Source organism: Streptomyces sp. NPDC059224 (genome assembly GCF_042754285.1).
In the GTDB taxonomy this organism is placed as follows: Bacteria; Actinomycetota; Actinomycetes; order Streptomycetales; family Streptomycetaceae; genus Streptomyces.
Window position 1 is genome coordinate 1 of record NZ_JBHZAN010000052.1, and the last position, 18,357, is coordinate 18,357.

At 69.3% G+C, this 18,357-nt stretch carries 12 protein-coding genes and 5 pseudogenes; 7 read left to right on the forward strand and 10 right to left on the reverse strand.

The window, feature by feature from the left end:
* Nucleotides 1-221: 221 nt before the first annotated feature.
* Nucleotides 222-1,618: pseudogene (locus ACFXI4_RS39185) on the reverse strand (ISL3 family transposase); the annotation flags it as partial.
* Nucleotides 1,619-2,881: 1,263 nt separating this feature from the next.
* Here ACFXI4_RS39185 and ACFXI4_RS39190 point away from each other — a divergent pair.
* Nucleotides 2,882-3,079 carry a hypothetical protein gene (locus ACFXI4_RS39190; RefSeq protein ID WP_385000811.1) on the forward strand — a complete coding sequence of 66 codons (198 nt, stop codon included), beginning with the start codon at nt 2,882-2,884 and terminating at the stop codon, nt 3,077-3,079.
* Nucleotides 3,080-3,207: 128 nt separating this feature from the next.
* On the opposite strand, the gene ACFXI4_RS39195 is transcribed toward ACFXI4_RS39190, so the two are convergent.
* Nucleotides 3,208-4,095: a GNAT family N-acetyltransferase gene (locus ACFXI4_RS39195; protein ID WP_385000814.1), complete on the reverse strand. Its 888-nt coding sequence runs from the start codon at nt 4,093-4,095 to the stop codon at nt 3,208-3,210.
* A gap of 165 nt (nt 4,096-4,260) precedes the next feature.
* On the opposite strand from ACFXI4_RS39195, the pseudogene ACFXI4_RS39200 reads away from it, so the two are divergent.
* A pseudogene (locus ACFXI4_RS39200) lies at nt 4,261-4,359 on the forward strand (IS5/IS1182 family transposase); the annotation flags it as partial.
* 23 nt (nt 4,360-4,382) lie between these two features.
* Here the strand turns inward: ACFXI4_RS39200 and ACFXI4_RS39205 are convergent.
* Nucleotides 4,383-6,390: pseudogene (locus ACFXI4_RS39205) on the reverse strand (PHP domain-containing protein); the annotation flags it as partial.
* Nucleotides 6,391-6,671: 281 nt separating this feature from the next.
* On the opposite strand from ACFXI4_RS39205, the gene ACFXI4_RS39210 reads away from it, so the two are divergent.
* The 4 genes from ACFXI4_RS39210 to ACFXI4_RS39225 all read left to right on the forward strand — a co-directional run bounded on the left by ACFXI4_RS39210 (nt 6,672) and on the right by ACFXI4_RS39225 (nt 9,333).
* Nucleotides 6,672-6,908 carry a hypothetical protein gene (locus tag ACFXI4_RS39210; RefSeq protein ID WP_385000817.1) on the forward strand — a complete coding sequence of 79 codons (237 nt, stop codon included), beginning with the start codon at nt 6,672-6,674 and terminating at the stop codon, nt 6,906-6,908.
* A gap of 46 nt (nt 6,909-6,954) precedes the next feature.
* Nucleotides 6,955-7,188 (forward strand): hypothetical protein, encoded by a 234-nt coding sequence (locus ACFXI4_RS39215; RefSeq protein WP_385000820.1) that lies wholly within the window; start codon nt 6,955-6,957, stop codon nt 7,186-7,188.
* A gap of 145 nt (nt 7,189-7,333) precedes the next feature.
* A complete protein-coding gene (locus ACFXI4_RS39220) occupies nt 7,334-7,999 on the forward strand; it encodes an ArsR/SmtB family transcription factor (RefSeq protein ID WP_385000823.1) in 666 nt (221 codons plus the stop codon).
* The gene (locus ACFXI4_RS39225; protein ID WP_385000826.1) at nt 7,996-9,333 is read left to right on the forward strand and encodes an MFS transporter; all 1,338 of its coding nucleotides are present in this window, start codon (nt 7,996-7,998) and stop codon (nt 9,331-9,333) included. The genes ACFXI4_RS39220 and ACFXI4_RS39225 overlap by 4 nt, the downstream gene beginning before the upstream one ends.
* A 240-nt stretch (nt 9,334-9,573) precedes the next feature.
* Here ACFXI4_RS39225 and ACFXI4_RS39230 read toward each other — a convergent pair whose 3' ends face one another.
* From ACFXI4_RS39230 to ACFXI4_RS39250, 5 genes are all read right to left on the reverse strand, one after another.
* Nucleotides 9,574-10,053, reverse strand: a complete 480-nt coding sequence (locus ACFXI4_RS39230) for a hypothetical protein (RefSeq protein ID WP_385000829.1) — start codon at nt 10,051-10,053, stop codon at nt 9,574-9,576.
* The gene (locus ACFXI4_RS39235; RefSeq protein WP_385000832.1) at nt 10,050-10,451 is read right to left on the reverse strand and encodes a hypothetical protein; all 402 of its coding nucleotides are present in this window, start codon (nt 10,449-10,451) and stop codon (nt 10,050-10,052) included. The genes ACFXI4_RS39230 and ACFXI4_RS39235 overlap by 4 nt, the downstream gene beginning before the upstream one ends.
* A complete protein-coding gene (locus tag ACFXI4_RS39240; RefSeq protein WP_385000835.1) occupies nt 10,448-11,140 on the reverse strand; it encodes a hypothetical protein in 693 nt (230 codons plus the stop codon). The genes ACFXI4_RS39235 and ACFXI4_RS39240 overlap by 4 nt, the downstream gene beginning before the upstream one ends.
* 656 nt (nt 11,141-11,796) lie before the next feature.
* Nucleotides 11,797-13,479 (reverse strand): SpoIIE family protein phosphatase, encoded by a 1,683-nt coding sequence (locus ACFXI4_RS39245; RefSeq protein WP_385000838.1) that lies wholly within the window; start codon nt 13,477-13,479, stop codon nt 11,797-11,799.
* A 1,038-nt stretch (nt 13,480-14,517) separates the two neighbouring features.
* Complete coding sequence (locus ACFXI4_RS39250; RefSeq protein WP_385000841.1) at nt 14,518-15,375, reverse strand: hypothetical protein; 858 nt, start codon at nt 15,373-15,375, stop codon at nt 14,518-14,520.
* Nucleotides 15,376-15,452: 77 nt separating this feature from the next.
* On the opposite strand from ACFXI4_RS39250, the pseudogene ACFXI4_RS39255 reads away from it, so the two are divergent.
* Nucleotides 15,453-16,268, forward strand: a pseudogene (locus ACFXI4_RS39255) (IS5 family transposase).
* Here the strand turns inward: ACFXI4_RS39255 and ACFXI4_RS39260 are convergent.
* Nucleotides 16,265-16,594, reverse strand: coding sequence for a hypothetical protein (locus tag ACFXI4_RS39260; RefSeq protein WP_385000844.1), 330 nt, complete (start codon nt 16,592-16,594; stop codon nt 16,265-16,267). The pseudogene ACFXI4_RS39255 and the gene ACFXI4_RS39260 sit on opposite strands and share 4 nt — an antisense overlap.
* A gap of 306 nt (nt 16,595-16,900) precedes the next feature.
* Nucleotides 16,901-18,318: pseudogene (gene istA, locus ACFXI4_RS39265) on the reverse strand (IS21 family transposase).
* Between the last annotated feature and the right edge of the window lie 39 nt (nt 18,319-18,357).

Below are 18,357 nucleotides of genomic sequence, written 5' to 3' on the forward strand. Positions count from 1 at the left end.
TTCGAGAATGCCTATGGAGTCGCCGGAGCACAGGACCCAGCAACGTTCGCCGACATCCTGCGCCAGCTCGCCGAGAAGAAACAGGAGGTCACCCAATGACCGAGGAAAAACCAAACCCGATCGTCAAACCACCGGCCCCAGCAGCCGCCACCTGCATCGACGGAGTCGGGTCTGTCAAACGAGCGGCCCTGTCTCACTTTCGGTCGTGACGGAGGGTGGTGCTATCCGAGGAGGATTCGGTGGCGGAGGAGGAAGAAGCCTGCTCGGCCGTGCATCTGGCGCGCGATTCGCTTCGTCTTGGTGTTGACACCTTCGGTGGAGCCGTTGCCGTACGGAAGTGTGAGTGCGGCGTCCACGGCGTCGCGGTCTCGGTCCAGGCCCCGGGTGAAGGCGTGCAGATGAGGCAGATCGGCTGAGCGAACCTCGGCGATCCAACGCGAGAGGCCGTGGGCATTTCCTGCACAAGGCGTCAGGAGTTTGGCGAAGCTCCCGACAACGGCGACCAGTTGGGTCATGTCGGGGCAGGCGGCGGTGAGCCGTGCCAGAAGATCATGATGTTCGGCCTTGAGGTTGTCGGGCCTGGTGAGGATCATCCGGGCGAGCCGGCGTGGGGAGATGTGGCTGCGGTCGGCGTCCGCGGGGCCCTGGTTGATGTACTTGTGCAGGAGGTTCAGGCAGCCGGCGAACCCGAGGGCCTTGATCTCTTCGAAGAGGTGCTGGACGGGGACGGCGGGGTCTTCGGCCCGGCGTTTGCGGAGGTGCTCGCGGTAGAGGTCGACGAGGCTGGCGCGGTATTTGGGGACGCGGAGCATGCGCTCAGGCCGGTCCGCCCGCGCGTAGCGTTTGACGGTGCTCAGTGCCAACTGCAGTCGGCGGACGCATTCGAGCAGGCCCACGCCCTTCTCGAGCAGGTTGTGGACCTGGTGCCAGCGTTCCATGGTCGTCTGCGCGCGGGGCCCATCGTAGATGGGCGCGTCCAGCACGGCAGCCCAGCAGGTGCTGTGCGCCTTCACCTCGCTCAGGGCGGCTTCGCAGAGGCTGTGTCACAGATGCCACCGGTCGGCGACCTGGACTGCGTCGGCAGGGCGCGGATGGCCTCGGCGTAGGTGGCTGAGCCGTCTCGGCACACGATCTCGATGCCCGGATGCTCGCGCAGCCATGCTTCCAGCGTGTCGGCGGTGCGGTCGGGAAGTACGTCGATCCGTTCATGGGTCTCGGCGTCGATCAGCACGGTGGCGTAGCGGTGCCGCCGGCGCAGGGCGAAGTCGTCGACACCGATCACGCGGGGCACCCGCCCGGTGGGTAACGGGATACGTAGCAGGGTGCGCAGGGCCGTGTGACGCGACAGGCCCGCTGCGAGTATCGCCAGCAGACGCGATCCAGCCCGGCCCGCTAACTCTTTGACCACGTCCTTGACCTGCCTGGTCAGACGGGCCGCGCGGCGCTGGTATCGCTCCAGCACTCCGGGCATCTGCTCACGGAAGGTCTGCCGGCAGCCGCGTGTGGGACACGCCAGGCGCCGCACTCGCACACGAACCACCACCCGGCGGTCGTCCACCGGCACGTCGGCGATTGTCCGCCAGTGGTAGCCATGCAACCGCCCCGTCGACGCCCCGCACATAGTCTGCGACCGCCTCGACAGCCCAGTCCATCACCGACAGCACGTTCCGACGCCGTGACGGCTGCCCCTTCTTCGCCTTGCCATAGCGGATGTTGAGTGTGCCGTACCGGCCGAACTGGCGGGCCTTCGAGTTCCGCCCGAAGTCGACCACATCCAACTTGGACGTCTCGGTCCGGCGAAGTCCCCACCCGTAGATGACCTTGAAGAGGGTGGCGTCCCGGTAGGCGGCGAGGGCTCCCTTGCGCTTGGACTTCACCGCGCGTGTGACCTGGTCGTCGGCGTAGTCGAGGAACCGCTGCAGTTCTTCCCGGGTGAACGGCCTCGCTTCGCGGTCGCCCTCGTAGTCCTGCAGGTGAGGGGGCGTGTTCCACTCGTGAGCGATGGCCACCGGATAAGCGCCAAAGGCTTCTTCGCACGCCGGGCTCCAGCCGTAGCGGGCGTCGATGAGGAGTTCGGTGAACAGTCGAACCGTGCCCTGGTAGCTGCGGACCGTGGAGGGCGCCAGGTGCTTCTCACTCGTCAGAGAGACGGACCACTCGTCCATGTGAGCCGGCGTCCACTGCCACGGGTATTCGGTCGTGAAATCGAGGAACCGGCGGATCAGCCGTTCCCTCGGGTCGATCGTCTCGTCTGTCAGCCCTCGCGACTTCTGCTGGGCCCGCCAGCCCCGCAACATCGCGTCGAACATCGTGTCCTCGGGACGCAGATGAACCACCCCGGAGACGACTTCCAGGTGCGCCGACCCAGCCCGGGCCACCTTCTGCTGATGCACCACTCCAGACCATCCCTTCTGGAGGGCAGCTCATGCATCAGACGGGATAACGTTGGCAACGTGCCTGGTCAAGCTGCTGGGTCGCAGTAGTGTCGGAGTCCGCCAGATTCTCTCCGTGAGCAGGTGACCTGCGACTTCCCGCCCGTCTGATGCAATTCCCGAGGGTCGGTGTGGCCTAGGGGCATCTGGACGCGCAGGTGTCCGTACTGGATGGCGGCGGCAACGAGGCGCCGCGGCCGGCGGACGATGAACCAGGCCAGGGTGCGGCGCAGGCGAGAGGAGGAGCAGATGGCCGGGTGGACCGGGTCGGGTGGAATGTGATCGCTGCGGCTGTGCTCGGTGCAGTAAGTCCTCACCCAGCCCGGGAATTCGGCGATGCCGTGGTTGATCCCGGTCTCCGACCGGGAACCGCCGACGCGACTGCGCAGGATGGTCGCGCGGTCGCGGCAGTCCGTGAACAACGTCGCCGGGAACAGCCAGGTGCTCGTGTGGAGCCTCTCCAGGACGGTGACGGCGGTGGCGACGGCCTCGATGACGACCCACGGATCGGCTCGGATCTCGCCCTCGGGAAGCTTGTCGCCGGCAGCGTCGCGGACCTCTTTCCGGTGTCTGCCTCGCAGGAGGACCAGGCCGTGGGCGTGGTCTCGTTAGACGCAGCCGCGTTCCGGACTGAGGGCTACTGGTGAAGAAGCAGTATTCGATCCATGCACTATTCGCGCAGCGGTCCGCGGCAGATGTTGCGCACAGCCCGCCGTATCGCCGGTGCGAGGGCTACTGAGACGAGCCTTCCGAGGCCGTTGCCCAGGGGCGACCCTCACCCGGCCTCTGGTGCGCCGTAGGAGAACTTGTACCCGGCGAAGTCGGCGACATGGACGTACCCAATGCGCTGGTAGAGGGCGTTGCTCGTGGGGTTATCCGGGTCTGTGAACAGGACAACGTCAGTCGCCCCCGCGGTCAGCGCGGCCCTGCTCGCCTCGACCGTCACAGCTCCCGCGTAGCCGCGGCCGCGGAGGTGGGCAGGGGTGTAGACGGGGTCCACCCGGACCATGCCGCCGACGACCGAGGTCGAGGCCGCCATCGAGACGGGGGTGCCCTCCGGGGTCTCCCAGAACGTGAAGTGCCTGTCGCCGAAACGCGAGCCCTCCCAGGAGCCGGCGTCGATCAAGTCGATGGAGGGCTGCTCCCCGACGTCGACACAGAACTCACGGCACCAGCGCACGATTTGCTCACGGTCCTTACCGCCTGTGAGGCGGCCCTGGCCCTCCGGACGCGGCTGCGGTGGGGTGAGTGTGCCGAGACGGTAAAGATGCGTCCGCCAGAAAGGTACCGACGCCGCGCCCGTGTGCTGCTGCCATGACTCGGCGAAAGCGCCAGCGGTGTCGTGGTCCGCGATGACGTTGGCGGGTGAGTGGCCGAGGCTGGCCAAGTGTGCAGCGAGGGTCTCAACCTGCTCGACAGAAAGGAGTGTGAGGCCCAGGCGTCCGAGGGGAGTGAGATAGAAGATCGCGCGGACCTCGCCCTCTGACTCCATTCGGCCGAAAACGGCGGCTTCGGCGTCGGGATCGGCCGCCCTACGTATCCGCAGCTTCTCGATGTCCGTCAGCGGCGTGGTGTGCAGGGCGGCGCGCGAGCAGAGGAAGTCCCCGGCTCGGGCGAGGAAGTCGTCGACGTCTTGGGTGAGGTGCCAGTCATCCGGGAGCATGCTTCATGATCCCGGACGACCTCGACTCGGGGGCCGCACTTTCAACGCCTTTCAGCCATGTGCCGTCCCCCTCGTCTAGCGCGGGCGCGTACGGGTCACGCAGGGGCGCTGGTCGGGGGTGAAACTAGAGCTTGTCTCCTTGCCGGGTTGGTCAGTTGATCGGATATGCCTGTCCGGCTGGTGATCACTGATGCCATGCGGGACCGGATCGAGTCGCTGCTGCCGGTCGATCCGGTCCGTGGCCGGCGCTGGGCCGAACACCGCTGAACCCTGGAGGCCATCGAAAGCGGGCATGCCCCGCTGACCGGGCCCGGTCTGAACAGGCTGATGTCGGCGATGACGTCCTGCATGTGGCGGGGCTGCAGCCGCCCCACCAAGTCCTGTTGACCAGGACTCTCCAGTTGAAAGAGGCCGACCGTGTCGCTGCGCTGGATGAGTTCGAAGGCGCGCGGGTCGTCGAGGGAGACGTGGTCCGGGTTGTCGAGGTCGAGAGCCTTCCCCGTCGCCCGCTGGATCTCGGCGATGGCGTGCGCCATGGCGCTTTGCATGCGGACTCCAAGGACGTCGAGTTTCAGGAGTCCAAGATCTTCGACGTCCTCCTTGTCGGCCTGCACCATGCTGTAACCGGCCGGCGTCGGCTGCACCGGAAGCCGATCCAGCAGCGACACGTTCGACAGGATCACCCCGCACGGGTGCATGGCGTAGCCGCGCGGCAGCGCGTCCAGGCCCTCGGCCAGTTCCCACAACGGCCCGAACTCCCCTGCTTGCGCGGCGAGTTGCCGCAGCTCCGGCAGTTCGGCGAGGGCGCCGCGGATGTCCTTGGCCCGGATGTGCGGAAAGTTCCTGGCCACGTCGCCCACGACCTGCGGCGGAAGCCCGAGGGCAAGTCCAGCGTCCCGGAGGGCGTGCCGTGCTCTGTAGGTCTCGGGCATGCCGGTGACCGCGGTCCGTTCCCGCCCGAACCGTCGGATGATCGCGTCGTACACCTCCAGGCGCCGCTCGGACTCGACGTCGAGGTCGATGTCCGGCAGCGACGTACGGCGCTCGCTGAGGAAGCGCTCGAAGAGCAGGTGGTGCTCAAGAGGGTTGGCGGTGGCGATGAAAAGGGCGTGGTTGAGCATGCTTCCGGCGCCGGAGCCGCGCGCGGTGACCCGGATCCCGAGCGCCCGGGTGTCCGCGACCACCTGGGCGACGGCAAGGAAGTACGCCTCGAAGCCGCGCCCGAGCCGGCCGATGACGTCCAGTTCGTAGTCGAGCTGTCGTACGGCGCGCTCGTCACGGTCTAGGCCGCGGGCGACCATGCCGGCGTCGCAGCGCTGTCGCAGCAGGCGCATGGCCGCACCGGGCTCCGGGCCCGCGCCGACGACGGACGGCTCGGGGAAGTGCGGCCGGCCCAGCCCGAGATCAGCGGGGGTGAGGGTGCAACTGGCCGGTGGCCTCGGTGTCGGCCAGCAGGCGTACGGCCCGGGCCGGGTCGTCGCCGACGGCCTGGGCGATGCGCTCGGCGGCCGCCGTCATGGCGGCCGGGCCCTTGAGCCAGCGCTCGCCGCCGTCCAGGTGCCGGCGGTCGACGGGCCGCAGCAGCCGGGCCGCATCGAGCACGTCGGCCAGCCGGTGTTGGTCGGGGTCGGCGTAACGGACCGCGTTGGTCAGCACCGCGGGCACGCCGAGCTGGTCGGCCAGGCCCACGGTGCGCGCGGCCAGCCGCAATGAGCCCGCACCGGTGCCCTGTCGGCTCAGATACACAGCCTCGAGTCGCAGCCGCTCTCCCGCGAGCTCCCGCCACGGAGCGAGCAGCTGCGCGGCGACGTCGGGGCGGCCGGTGGACAGGGCCCGGACCGGTTCGGAGCCGGGACCGAGCAGGATCACCAGGTCGGTGTCGGCGAACTCGCGCAGGGCCGGCCAGGAGACGATCGGCAGGCCTCCGTCCGCCTCGGCGTGCGCAGTGGACACGAGGCGGCACAGCCGCGCCCACCCGGCCGGAGTCTGCGCGAGCAGCGTGATCCGCAACGGCGGCTCCACCACATGGGCGCCGCCGCGTACGGGTGTACGCGACCGACCGGCTGCCGGGTCGGGCGGGGTGAAGGGGGCGACGGCGACGTCAACGCCGAAGACTGGGCGGATACCGGCGGCCTTGGCGAAGCGGACCGTGCCCGCGACGGTGTCCCGGTCGGTCAGCGCGAGCGTCGTCATCCCGCGCTCGGCAGCACGCCGCACGAGGGCATCGGGGAGGGAGGCGCCGTAGCGGGCGGAGTAACCGGAGGCGACCCGCAGGCCGGGGCGCGCGGGATGCAGCCACGGCTTCACACCTCCCGTCTTGTCGTGTGCCCCTCCCTGAACTGTGTCCTCTCCAGGTATCCACCATAACTCGAAATCGCACAAGCGTGCGAACGAGTGACTTGATGGTGTCCCACGCCGCGCAGCGACCGCAAGGAGCGGGGCGGCCTTGAATCAGCGAGCCCGAACGCGCTCGCGTGACGTGCGTCTCACTTCGCGATCCCCATCCTGTAAGGCGGCCTGGTTCCCGGCGGAAGGGGTGAGGCCGGCGACCGTCGTCTGGCCCCGGAAAGGCCGAGATGTCCCAGCTGTTCCACACCCTCACGCTGCTCGCTGCGTTCGTCGTCCTCGCGGCGATCGCCCTCACCTGGCTCGCGGTCGACGCCGGCGACGAGCTCACCGAGCACCAGGCCCGCGTCCTGTGCGCCGCGATCAAGGCGATCGAGCATGTCGCGATCGCCTACGGCACTGCGCTGGCCGCCCAGGACACGCCGCTCGCGCTGGCCGTGAAGGCGGTGATGCGCCTGCTTCGGTAGGCCCTCTCCGCGTGCACGGGCGCCGCGGCGGCCGGAGCCTGAGTGCGTGGACTTCCCCGTCGATGTCGCGCTCGCCGAGCTCGTCCCGATCTTGCCGGTCGGGCCGGGCTGGCGGTACGAGATGAAGTTCGACGGCCACAGGACCGTCGTCTGGCGGGAGAAGGACACCGTCCGGCTTCAGGCCCGCTCCGGGCGCGACGTCACCGCCGTGTGGATGGACCTGGCCCTTGCGGCCTTCGACATGCTGCCGCCAGGCGTGGTCCTGGACGGCGTTATGTGACCTGTACGTGTGTCTCAGCCGCAGGGTGTCTCAGGCGGCGCACCTCCGTAGACGAGCAGTGGCACAGCGAAGGCCCCCTAGACCGCAAAGACTTGTTCGCGAAGACTCCTTTGCGAACAAGTCTTTGCGGTCTAGAGTGCGCGGTATGACTGACCCACAAGCGAGGCCGGACGGCCCGCAAACCGAAGCTGACTCGGTTGTTCTGGATGCCAAGGGGCTGCGAGCCCTCGCGCATCCGGTGCGCGTGCAGTTGGTCGGGTTGCTGCGGAAGCACGGCCCGTCGACGGCCACCCGCCTCGCGGAGCGGCTGGGCGTGAACTCCGGTACGGCCAGCTACCACCTCCGGCAGCTTGGCGCGGCCGGTTTCGTCGAGGAGGACACCGAACGCGGCAACGCGCGAGAGCGCTGGTGGCGTTCGGTGCACCGGACGACCTGGTTTAACGATCCGGAGCTGGCCGAGCGGGAGCCCGACGCCACTCTGGCCTACCTACAGTCCGTCGCAGCCATCTACACCCTGCGCACCCAGCAGACCCTGAACGGGCTTCAGACGATGCCCCGCGCATGGCGAAACACCTTCGATATGAGCGACTGGGCCCTGCGGCTCACACCCGAGGAAGCCGCCGCCCTGTACCGGGAGTTGGCGGAACTCATTGCGCGCTACCGGCGAGACGCGCCGGAGACGGCGGCAAACGCCCCGGAGGGAGCCGAACGGGTCGCCGTGATCACGCAGATCCTGCCCGAACTGGATGCGCCCGCCGCGTCGTCGCTCCCTTCCGACCCCCAGGAAGAGCAAGGAAGCACGACCTCATGACCGACAACGCCTCGGAGACTGGCGGCATACCCGGCAAGAGGTTCTTACAGCCGCTGGGCGGGGTGCTGGCGGCCATGGCCGTGTCACTGACCGGCACCCGTATCTCCGTTGTGGCACTGCCCTGGTTCGTTCTCGTCACAACCGGCAGCGCCACCCAGACCGGACTGGTCGCCTTCTGCGAGATGACTCCCTACGTGGTGGTCAAGGCGTTCACCGGACCTCTGGTGGACCGGATCGGCCCGCGGGCCGTTTCCTGGACCACCGATCTGGCCAGCGCGATCGCCGCTGCCGCGGTTCCCCTGCTCCACGCCCTGGACCTGCTGTCCTTTCCCCTTCTGCTGGTTCTGGTCGCGCTGATCGGCGCGGCCCGGGGCCCCGGCGACCTGGCCAAGGAGGTGATGGTCCCGGAAGCGGCCGAGCGCGGCCGGGTGCCGTTGGAGCGGGCCACCGGTCTGGCCGGTGTGATCGAGCGGCTCGCCTCTACCGTCGGCCTGGCGGCCGGCGGATCCCTGGTGGCGCTGCTCGGTCCCCTGACCGGACTCGCCGTCAACGCGGGCTGCTTCGCCCTTGGATCCGTGTTCATCAAACTCGCGCTTCCTCGCGGCATGGGCCATGCGATCGAGGAAGCCCCCTCGTCGGCCGGGGAGACGGGACCGGGTTACTGGCGGCGGTTTGGCGAGGGCTTCACCTTCCTGCGCGGTGAGCCGCTGCTGCTCGCCGTCATTGTCATGGTCGGCATCACTAACCTGCTGGATGCGGCGATCACCTCGGTGCTCGTACCGGTCTGGGCCAGGGAGTCGGGCAACGGGCCGACCGCGATCGGCCTGATGGGCAGCGTGATGGGGGCGGCGGGGGTCGGCGGGAGCCTGATCGCCGCGGTGGTCGCGCACCGGCTGCGGCGGCGGGTGGTGGTTCTCGGTGGGTTCCTGCTGGCCGGGGCACCGAGGTTCCTGATCCTCGCCTTCGATGCCCCGCTGGGAGCAGTACTGGCCGTCTTCGCGGTCAGTGGGTTCGGTGCCGGCTTCGTCAATCCAGTGCTGGGAGCCGTCCTCGTCGAGCGGGTGCCGCGCCGGATGCTGGGCCGGGTCAACGCGCTCGGTGACTCGCTGGCCTGGGCGGGCATCCCTCTCGGCGGGCTGCTCGCCGGGGCGGTGGTGACCGCTGTCGGACTCGTGCCGGTGCTGCTTGCCTGCGCCGCCGCGTACTTCCTCACCACGAATCTGGCCGGCCTGCGGCCGGAATGGCGCGAGATAGACCGTACGCGTGGGCGGGGCGTCCTGAAGCCGCAGTCCAAGGAAGACGCCTCACAGGACAGCGCGAATGTAGCGACATGACCCTTCCGGAGGGAGGGTGTACGACATCGATCTTCGGCTCCGCCTCCAGGAACCTGCGTTCCCCGCCGAGATCTTCTCCGCCCGGAAGAGCCCTGATCGACCTTGGACCAAGCGGCGAAGCCCTCCATGTGGGCGTCAGCGTCGGTACCCGATCTCAACGCAGCAGTGTTTTCCCTGGCCAAAGGCATAGGAGCACCTCCCCACTGGAGAGGAGGTGGGAAGTCCTTCCGGCGGCAGCATTCAACGCGTCACAGGGAGGGAGGCCACGGTACCGCTCTGGCGGAGAGCTTCGCGCAGGGTGGCGTTCTCCGCTTCGAGTTCGGCGTTCCGCAGGCTCAGCGTCTGGATGTGGTTGGCGTAGGCGGCGATGGTGGCGCGTGCCTCCCGCTGCTCGGCCGCGTGTTGGGAGCGCAGCGTACGGTCCGCCTTGTTGAGGCGGGCGATCTCCGCCGTCAGGGTGTCGGTCTGCGGTCGGGGCGCGTCCGGTGTCCGGAGCAGTCCGGTGATGATCTTCGCCAGGGGTGAGCGGTAGTAGGTAGCGCGCGAGATACCTGCTTCCGTGCACAGCGTGGAGACAGTCAGGGCGCCGCTGGTGTGTTCGGGGTTGCCGGTCACGATCCGCTCGAAGGCGTGCACGACAGCCTGGTCCGTGCCCGGCCGTACGGGAATGCCAGCGTGTTCCAGGGCGTGCCGCAGCCGCAGTTCGGCGGGGTCATTCATGCGTCGGGGCTTTCGGTGGAGGTGAGTTCTGCGATGGCGTGGTCGAGTTCGGCGATGTGGGTGGTCAGCGCGGCGGTCTGGAGGCGGGACAGTCCGGCCGGGGCGTCGAGCGGGCGCTGGGCCTGGGCGCGGGCGGTGGTCAGGCGGGGCAGGTGGACGCTGGAGCGGCGGGCGTTGGGACAGGTCAGGCACATGGTCAGCAGCGGCAGGGGCCGGCCCGTGTGCTGGGCCCGCTTCGCGCAGAGGGCGGAGGAGGGCTGGTAGAAGCAGTCGTTGAGTACGCCGGGGTGAAGGGTTTTCGTAAGGTGCTGGAGCATGGTGCGCAGCCGGGCGGGGCTGGCGGTGATTCCGGGCAGGTCGCCCAGCTCCCGGCGGATTCGATCGAACTCGGCGTTCACGCGGCCGGCGGCGCCTCCGCTGGTGCGGTGGCCGTCGTTCCAGTCGCGGTAGAGGTCCTCGACGTAGTCCAGCTGGGCGATGGCGCGTTCGGCAGCGACCTCGGCGGCAAACCCGGAGGCCGAGGTACCCGCGTAGCCTTCGAACAGGGCCAGTTCGGCGTGCTGGTACTGCGGGCGCCCGCGACGACGCCGAACGGCTGGTGCGCGATGTGCCAGGCGAGCGTGCGGCGGAACTGCCGGGTACTCAACCGCCAGGGCATGGGTTCTTCCTCCACTTCTTCACGCTCTGGTTCATCGTGAGCGGGCGTGTCGTTATCCGGCGCCGGTGTGGCCGTGGGGAGCGGCACGTAGGGGGAGTCCGGGGTGCTGAACAGCTCGTTGAGGTGGTCGCGGAAGTCGTTTAGGCGCCTGTTGACCGAGCCGAACAGGACAAGGCTGTTGCTGGTCATGCCCTTGTGGCCAAACAGGTGGGTCGGGTCGTCGTTGACGGTGGCGAGCAGCGCGACGGCCTGGTGGACGATGTCGAGCACGACCCATTCAGCTTCCTCGCCGGTGAGCTTGCGGCCCTTGAGGACCCTGCCGCGCAACTTGTGGCGGATACGACCGTCCGGACCGGTCTCTGTGAACGCGCAGTCGGGGGCCAGTTCCCGGACTTCGCCTGACCGCATCCCCGACAGGTAGCTGATCACGATGAAGCAGGCCGTGCTCAGGAATGCTGGGCCAGGAGCCGGCCCCGGTGTAGTCGATGGCTCCGTCCTGCCAGCGAGGACCGGCCGGCCAACCGCCGGTGACCGGCCCGTCCAGCGGGCCGCCTTCGATGATGGGCAGCCCCACCTCGGCGAGAACGGCGCGGTTGCCGGCGGCGTTCAGCGCGCCGCGGGCCGTGTCGAGTACCTTCGCGATGTGCGCGAGGTTGACCCGGAGCGTGCCGTCGTTGCCGTGGATGCCGGGAAGCGGACGTCCCCGCTCGCGGTCGTCGCCCGGCGGGACACAGACCGTCGGTCAGCGCGCCCTTCGGGCGCCGCGGTGGGGGAATGTCCCGGCCCCCCCGCGGCTGCGGCCGCTGCGCTCGCTGAGGACAAGGTGTTCGCCGAATGCCGCGGTGGTGTCCTCGGCGAAGGTCTCCACGAACCGCAGGGACCAGGCCTGCAGCGCCGACACGCACGAGTCACGGAGGGGGTCCGCACCTCAATACAACGATAGGAATTGGCGCCGGTTGGCCGGACGGCACGCCCACACCGACCTGTCCAGGGGTGGCGGGGCCACGGGAATTGGGCTGAGGTGCCGCGGGGAGGCGGTGCCGCGTCCGGCGAGGGCGGCGTGGACAGGGCCCGCTGCCGACGGCTCAGAGGCCGCGGGCCAGCAGGAGTGTCACGTCGTCCCCCGGAACCTTGCCCGGCAGCGTGCCGATCACCGCCCGGGCCACGTCCTCCAGCGAGTCCCCGGGGCGTCCGAGGGCCGCGCTGACCCGCCGCATCCCCACGTCGATGTCCTCGTGGCGCTCCTCGACCAGCCCGTCGCTGTACAGCGCCACCGTGCTTCCCGCGGGCAGCTCCAACTCCGCGGTCTCGTAGGGGGAGATGCCGAGTCCGAGCGGGGTGCCGTGCGGCAGTTCCGGGAACGTGACGGTGCCCTCGGGGTCGACGACGGCGGGCGGCGGGTGCCCCGCCAGTGCCACTGAACAGGACCGGGTGGCGGGGTCGTAGACCGCGTACACGCACGTGGCCCCCATGGACGGGACCGGCCCGCCGCTCTCCTCGTCGTCCTCCATGAGACGGATGAACGTACGGTCGAGCCTGGTCAGCAACTCGCCGGGGGCGAGGTCGAAATCGGCGAGCGTACGCACGGCCGTGCGTAGCCGCCCCATGGTGGCGGCGGCGTTGATGCCGTGCCCCACCACGTCACCGACGACGAGCGCCAGACGGCCCCGCGGCAGATGGATCACGTCGAACCAGTCGCCGCCGACGCTGTCCGGACCGTCCGCGGGAAGGTAGCGCGCCACCACGTCCATGGCGGTGCCGCCGCAGACGCGGCGGGGCAGCAGACTGTTCTGGAGGGCCAGGGCGGTCCGGCGCTCACGGGTGTACCGACGGGCGTTGTCCAGGCTCAGGGCGGCGCGGGCCACGAGTTCTTCGGCCAGCATCCGGTCGCTCTCGTCGAACGGCGCCGGATTCTCCGTCCGCACGAAGACCGCCACCCCCAGCAGGACCCCGCGCGCCAGGACGGGCACGATCAGCAGGGAGTGCATCCCGAATTCGCGGATCTTCTCGGCCCGCGCGGGATCGTTCTCCAGCCACACGTCGTGGGAGGGGTCGAGGACCGGCTCCAGCACCGAGCGGCCCGAGGAGAGGACACGGAGGAACGGGGACGGGCGGGGCACGTAGACCACCTCGCCGGGCACCCACAGGGACTCCGGGGCGCCGGTGCGGACGGAGGCCTGGCCGGCGCGGCGGAAGGTGGGGACACGCCCCTGCGACAGGCCGTACCGCTCCAGCGGCTCCTCGCCGAGCCGCACCGCCTCCGTGAGGTCGATCGTCACGTAGTCGGCGAACATCGGCACCGTGAAGTCCGCCAGCTCCTGAGCGGTGCGCATGACGTCCAACGTGGTGCCGATCCTGGAGGCCGCCGCGCTCACCACGGCCAGTCGGTCTCCGGCCCGGGGCGGACCGTCCGCGCTGCCGAGGACGACCAGGCAGACCCCCAGCGGGCGGCCGTCCCCGTCGTTCAGCCGGACGAGGGACGCCGAGCGCCTTCCGGCGAGCTGCTCCGCGCCGGCTCCGGAAGGGTAGTTGAGGCCGGTCACGCAGTCGCCCGTGGCCAGGACCCGCCGCATGATCGTCGCGAGACCGGCGGTGTCGCCCGCCAGGGCCTCCTGCGGTGGGCGCCCCAGTCGGTGCCGCCGCGGTATGCCGTCGTAGCGTGCGAAGGCGTCGTTCACCCAGGTGCACCGCAGATCCGTGTCCCATACGGCGATCGCGGCGGCCGAATTCTCCAGGAGGGACCGCAGCGCCTCGGCGGTACCTTCCACGCCCTCCGCTGCGATGGCTGCTTCGGCTGCTGCGCGCGCGGTTTGACCCCGGTACCTCATACGACATCCCTCCCCTGCTTCTCGGCGCGATTCACAGAAGGCGGTGTGATCCGTATAAGGAACGAAGTGAGTGAGGGCTCTCGGTATTCCCTTCCGCGATTCCCCTGCCGTGCTTCCGCCATTCCCTGCCGTGCCTCCCGCGCGGTGATTCGATCAACGCTCAACGCTCTTTGCACACCCGACGGCGGCCCGCGAGGGGTGTCGGAGATCTGCGGAGTCCGAGTGCAAAGGAGTGCCGCGCCGCCTACGGCTGCCCCCATCGAGGTGATCCGCCAGCCATTCGAGCACAGCTTCACCTCGGCCGAGTGGATCTTGCTATTAGATTTCATTCCCGGGCGGATGGGATGACGGGCCTTCCGTCGCACGCAGGGAACACCTGACGCGTCCGGGCGTCCCGACTGAGGATCAGGCGCGGTCGTGCGAATTGGTGAGTGGCTGAAGCACTCAGTGCCAAGGGGGAGCCGACAGCCGGGCGGTCGTCGGAGGTGCCCATCGCCGACCCAGGGGAGGAAGGCTCGCCGGCGCCGCCCCGGTCGTCGGCCTCCCGCGGCAGACCGGCCCCCTTCACGGCCGGGCCCTGGGGCCTTCGCGTCGCGGCGGAGGTCGGATGGCGGCTGCTCGTCCTTGCGGCGGCCATCTGGGCGCTGGTCCAGGTCATCAGATCGGTGAAGGTGTTGGTGCTCGCCTTCGTCGCCTCCCTGCTCATCACGGCCCTCCTGCAGCCCACCGTGGGCCCGGATGCACCGGCACGGGGTGCCAAGGGGCCTGGCCACGGCCCTGACGGCCCTGTGCGGCTTCGTGGTCCTGGGGCTGGTGGGGTGGTTCGTCGGCTGGCAGGTCTTGGGCAACCTCGAGGACCTGTCCGGTCGCCTCCAGGACGGTGTCGACGAACTCAAGCGCTGGCTTTTGCGAAACCCCCTGCACATCACGGAAAAGCAGGTCAACGACCTCGCCGAGAAGCTCCGGGACGGCATCAGCTCAGGCAGCGACCGGCTGACCGACGCCGGCATTCGCGGGGTCAGAGTAATCGTGGAATTCCTGTGCCCAGCTTATCGGCCGCGGCCGCGGGATCGTGCCCGGCCTCCTTGGCCATCTGCTCGTCCAAGATCCGTCCCCGGAAAGCACGGGCCGACGCCTCGGTGCCCTCCAGGGCCTCGGTGAGGATCTTCTGGCCCAGTCCCGGATGGACGGGTCGTTGCGCAGATAGTGCAGGAACGATACATCCGGCGTGTTTGTCCGTGACGCGGACGGCAGGTGCCCACCGACCGCCCGCGTGGAGCGGACTTCGGCCGTCTTCTTCGGTCGGTTCATCGTCAGCACCAACGACTGGGGCTCCGCCTCCTCGTCGGGGGCATTCGCTGTCAGCCCGTGCCGGGAGACCCAGTTGTTCCACTCGAACTGACGTCCGAGCGTCTGGCTGAACGGGTCGATGTGACCCTTGGCAGCGCAGCGAGCGGCCTTGAAGTCCTCCGGACCGCCGGCAGTGTCGCCGGTCCAAATCGACCACACCCGCTCCGATCCGCTGAACGCGCGGCCGGGCTCGGCAAGCTCGTTGAGCAGCGGAAACCAGCCGCCGGGAGTATGCACGCGGGAGCTCCCCCTCCCGACATCCCAGTGGATCGTCTGGCGGGTGCGGGCCTTGTTCCGGCGCCCCTTGAGCAGATTGACCACGACCGCCCGCCCGTCGAGGACGCGGAGGTCGGCAGCCAGTTCCTTGACCGTCTCGCCGTTCCGGCCCGAGAGACCCCCCATCACCATGAGCGCGGCCAGATCGGGAAGGTGTCCGCCTTTGCCCTTGGCCTTCACCGGCGGGGGAACCTCGCCGGTCCACAGCATCTGCGCGAGTTCCTTAGAGGTCCTAACAGAAGTCGTTGATCATGTGACTTTCGGCTTGGGTGGTCGTTGGTCTGGTCGTGGGGAAGAGGGAGTCGCGGCCGTGGGTCGTGTCGGATGAACTGTGGTTGCCATCGAGCCGTTGTTGCCTGAGCCGGCACCGAAGGTGGTCGAGGGCCGGCCACGGGTCCCGGACCGGCAGGCGTTGGGCGGGATTCTGTTCGTGCTGCACATCGGCATCCAGTGGGAGTACCTGCCCCAGGAGCTGGGCTTCGGTTCGGGGATGACGTGCTGGCGGCGTCTGGCCGCCTGGAACGAGGCCGGTGTGTGGGACGCACTGCATCTGGTGCTGCCGAAGGAGCTGCGGGCCGCGAGGAAGCTGGACTGGTCGCGGGCGGTGATCGACTCCTCCCACGTGCGGGCCGCTCGACGTGGCCCAAAAGCGGACCCAGCCCCGTCGACCGCGCACGGCCGGGCAGCAAGCACCACGTCGTCACCGACGCCCAGGGCATCCCGCTCGCGGTGTCGCTGACCGGCGGAAACCGCAACGACGTCACCCAGCTCCTGCCCCTGATCGACAAGATCCCGGCCGTTGCCGCTGTCGTCGGCCGGCCCAGACACCGGCCCGACGCGCTCGTTGCCGACCGCGGCTACGACCACGACGAGTACCGGCGCCTGCTGTGACAGCGCGGCATCCGCCCGGTCATCGCCGAGCGAGGCGTCGAACACGGCTCCGGCCTGGGCATCTACGGTGGGTGGTCGAGCGCGCCATCGCCTGGTTGCACGGCTTTCGCCGCCTGCGCATCCGATGGGAACGACGCGACGACATCCATGAGACATTCCTCGGCCTCGCCACCTGCCTGATCACCCTCAGACACGTCCGGCGCCTTTGTTAGGACCTCTTGGCCTGTGCCCGCTCGACCTCGCTGAGGGTGTGCGGGGCCGTCTCGAACCGCTCGATCAGCGTGCGGAAGACCCGCAGACGCTGGCGGATCGCGACCGCGTCCCTGCGAGTGGCGCCCGTGATCGCCGCGAACTTGCGGTCCGGGTAACCGGGCGGCGGCTCCTTGGAATGGACCTCCCGCCAGCGGCCGCAGAGCTGTCCGGGCCGGTCCAGATACTTCCTTACGTCCTCTCGCAGCAGACCGGCCGGCTCGACCTCCCTCAGGAGGGCTCTGACCTGGGCCATTTCCAGCACGGTGCTGGTGGCCCGGATCGTCATGCGTCGGTGCTGGTCGAAACGCCGCAGGTGAGACAGAGCCAGTCCGCGCAACGTCCGTGGCGGACGGGCGGGCGCTCGCCCGGCCATCTCATCAGCCGTCCGATCACCGCCCAGGCGTACTCGGCGGCTGCGCGGGTCCGCAGGCCGTCGCCCGTCGGGCTGGTCCTGCGGGCCCAGGCCGCGGCAAGATCGGCATGGAGCCCGGGATACGGCAGTTCCGCGAACGAGTAGGTGGCCCGTCGGCCGTCCTCGCCGAAGTGAACTCGACGATCGGGCCGGCCTCCTCGCAGCGGATGCGGTTGCCGGTCAGCTCGCTAAAGGCGATTCCTTGCTCTGGGGACGGGGGTTGAAGGGCCGGGGGCCGGTGAGTTCGTCATAGACCGACAGCGGCCGGCGGCCGACCTCGATCCGGGTGGCCGCGGCCCTGTTGAGCAGGGCCAGGAGCGGTCCGGTGCCCTGCCCGGAGGCGGCGTCCCGCTGCGGAGGGGAGAAGGACACCTCGGTCGTGGTCCGCCGGTTGTTCCCCTCGGGCAGCCCACTCCAGTGGCTCTCCTCGACGACGCGGACACCACGGCCAACAGCCGGGTCATGAAGTGCCAGCAGACTCTCGCCGTCGGTGCCGGGAGTGGTCGCGTGCAGGCTGATCTGCGATTTGGTGGCCCGGGTCTCCACCAGCTGGCGGGGGCGGACCTTGCGGGCCGGGACCGAGTAGAGGTTGCCGTCGAAGGCGACGAGGCAGTCCTTGCCGACATGCCGCAGCTGCCGTTCGGCCAACAGATTGGGGGTGGGTGGCAGCGGCTTGAGGGCCGCGTGGTCGCGGGCGGCCCGGTCTCCGATGACCTCGTGGTGGGTGGCATGGGTGCGGGCGCGTCGCTGCGGCACCCAGGCCATCAACGCCGCGTCCATCTCCTCGACGGAGGAGAAGGCCCGCCCGGCGAGCACGTGGTCGGACGATCAGAACCCTGGCGTTCGACCCGGACCTTGCCGGTGGGCCGGTAGGCGGCCAGTACGTCGATGTCGAAGTCGTAGTGGCCGGCGAAGCCCACCGCCTCCGGATGCAGCGGGACCGCCTCGCCCGGTGCGACATGCCGGCGCACGACGGTCTTGGTCCGGTCGTAGACGATCGGCATCGGCACCCCTCCGTAGGCGAACGCCCGCCTGTGGCAGTCGAAGAAGGTCTGCAGATCCTGGCTGGTGGTGAAGCAGCAGAACGGGTCGCGGGAGTACGACAGGGTCATGTGGAACGAATAGACCTTCGGGATGCCCAGGTGGGCGAGGACGCTTCCTTCGTCACCCCAGTCGGCCTGGGCCCCGGGCACCACCTCGAAGCGACGGTGCATGCCCGCCAACTCCCCAGGCGCGATGCCCAGTTCCTCCGCAATCCACGGACGGGCCTCCTGCAGATAGAGCTTGACGCGCTGGTAGTTGATGGTGGAGCCGTAGCCCTTCACCAGGCGCTCGTGCACCACCGCACCCTTGATGAGGATCTCCGCCCACAGCATCGCGTCGATCAGTGGCGCGACCTCGTCCACGGCCTTCTTGCGCGGCCGGCCGTCCGACACCCTCCGCGGCGGCTCGGCCGGGGCCTGCCCGGACAGATACTTGCGGACCGTCTTCCTGTTCAGGCCCGTGTCCTTGGCGATCTCCGTCAAAGTCACCGCACCGGACTCGAACAGGGCAAGGAACCGCCGGAGTTCCAACCAGCGTTGCGGGTCCAAGACCATCGTCAACTGCCCTCCGCCGCCCCTTGCCAACCAGCAGCA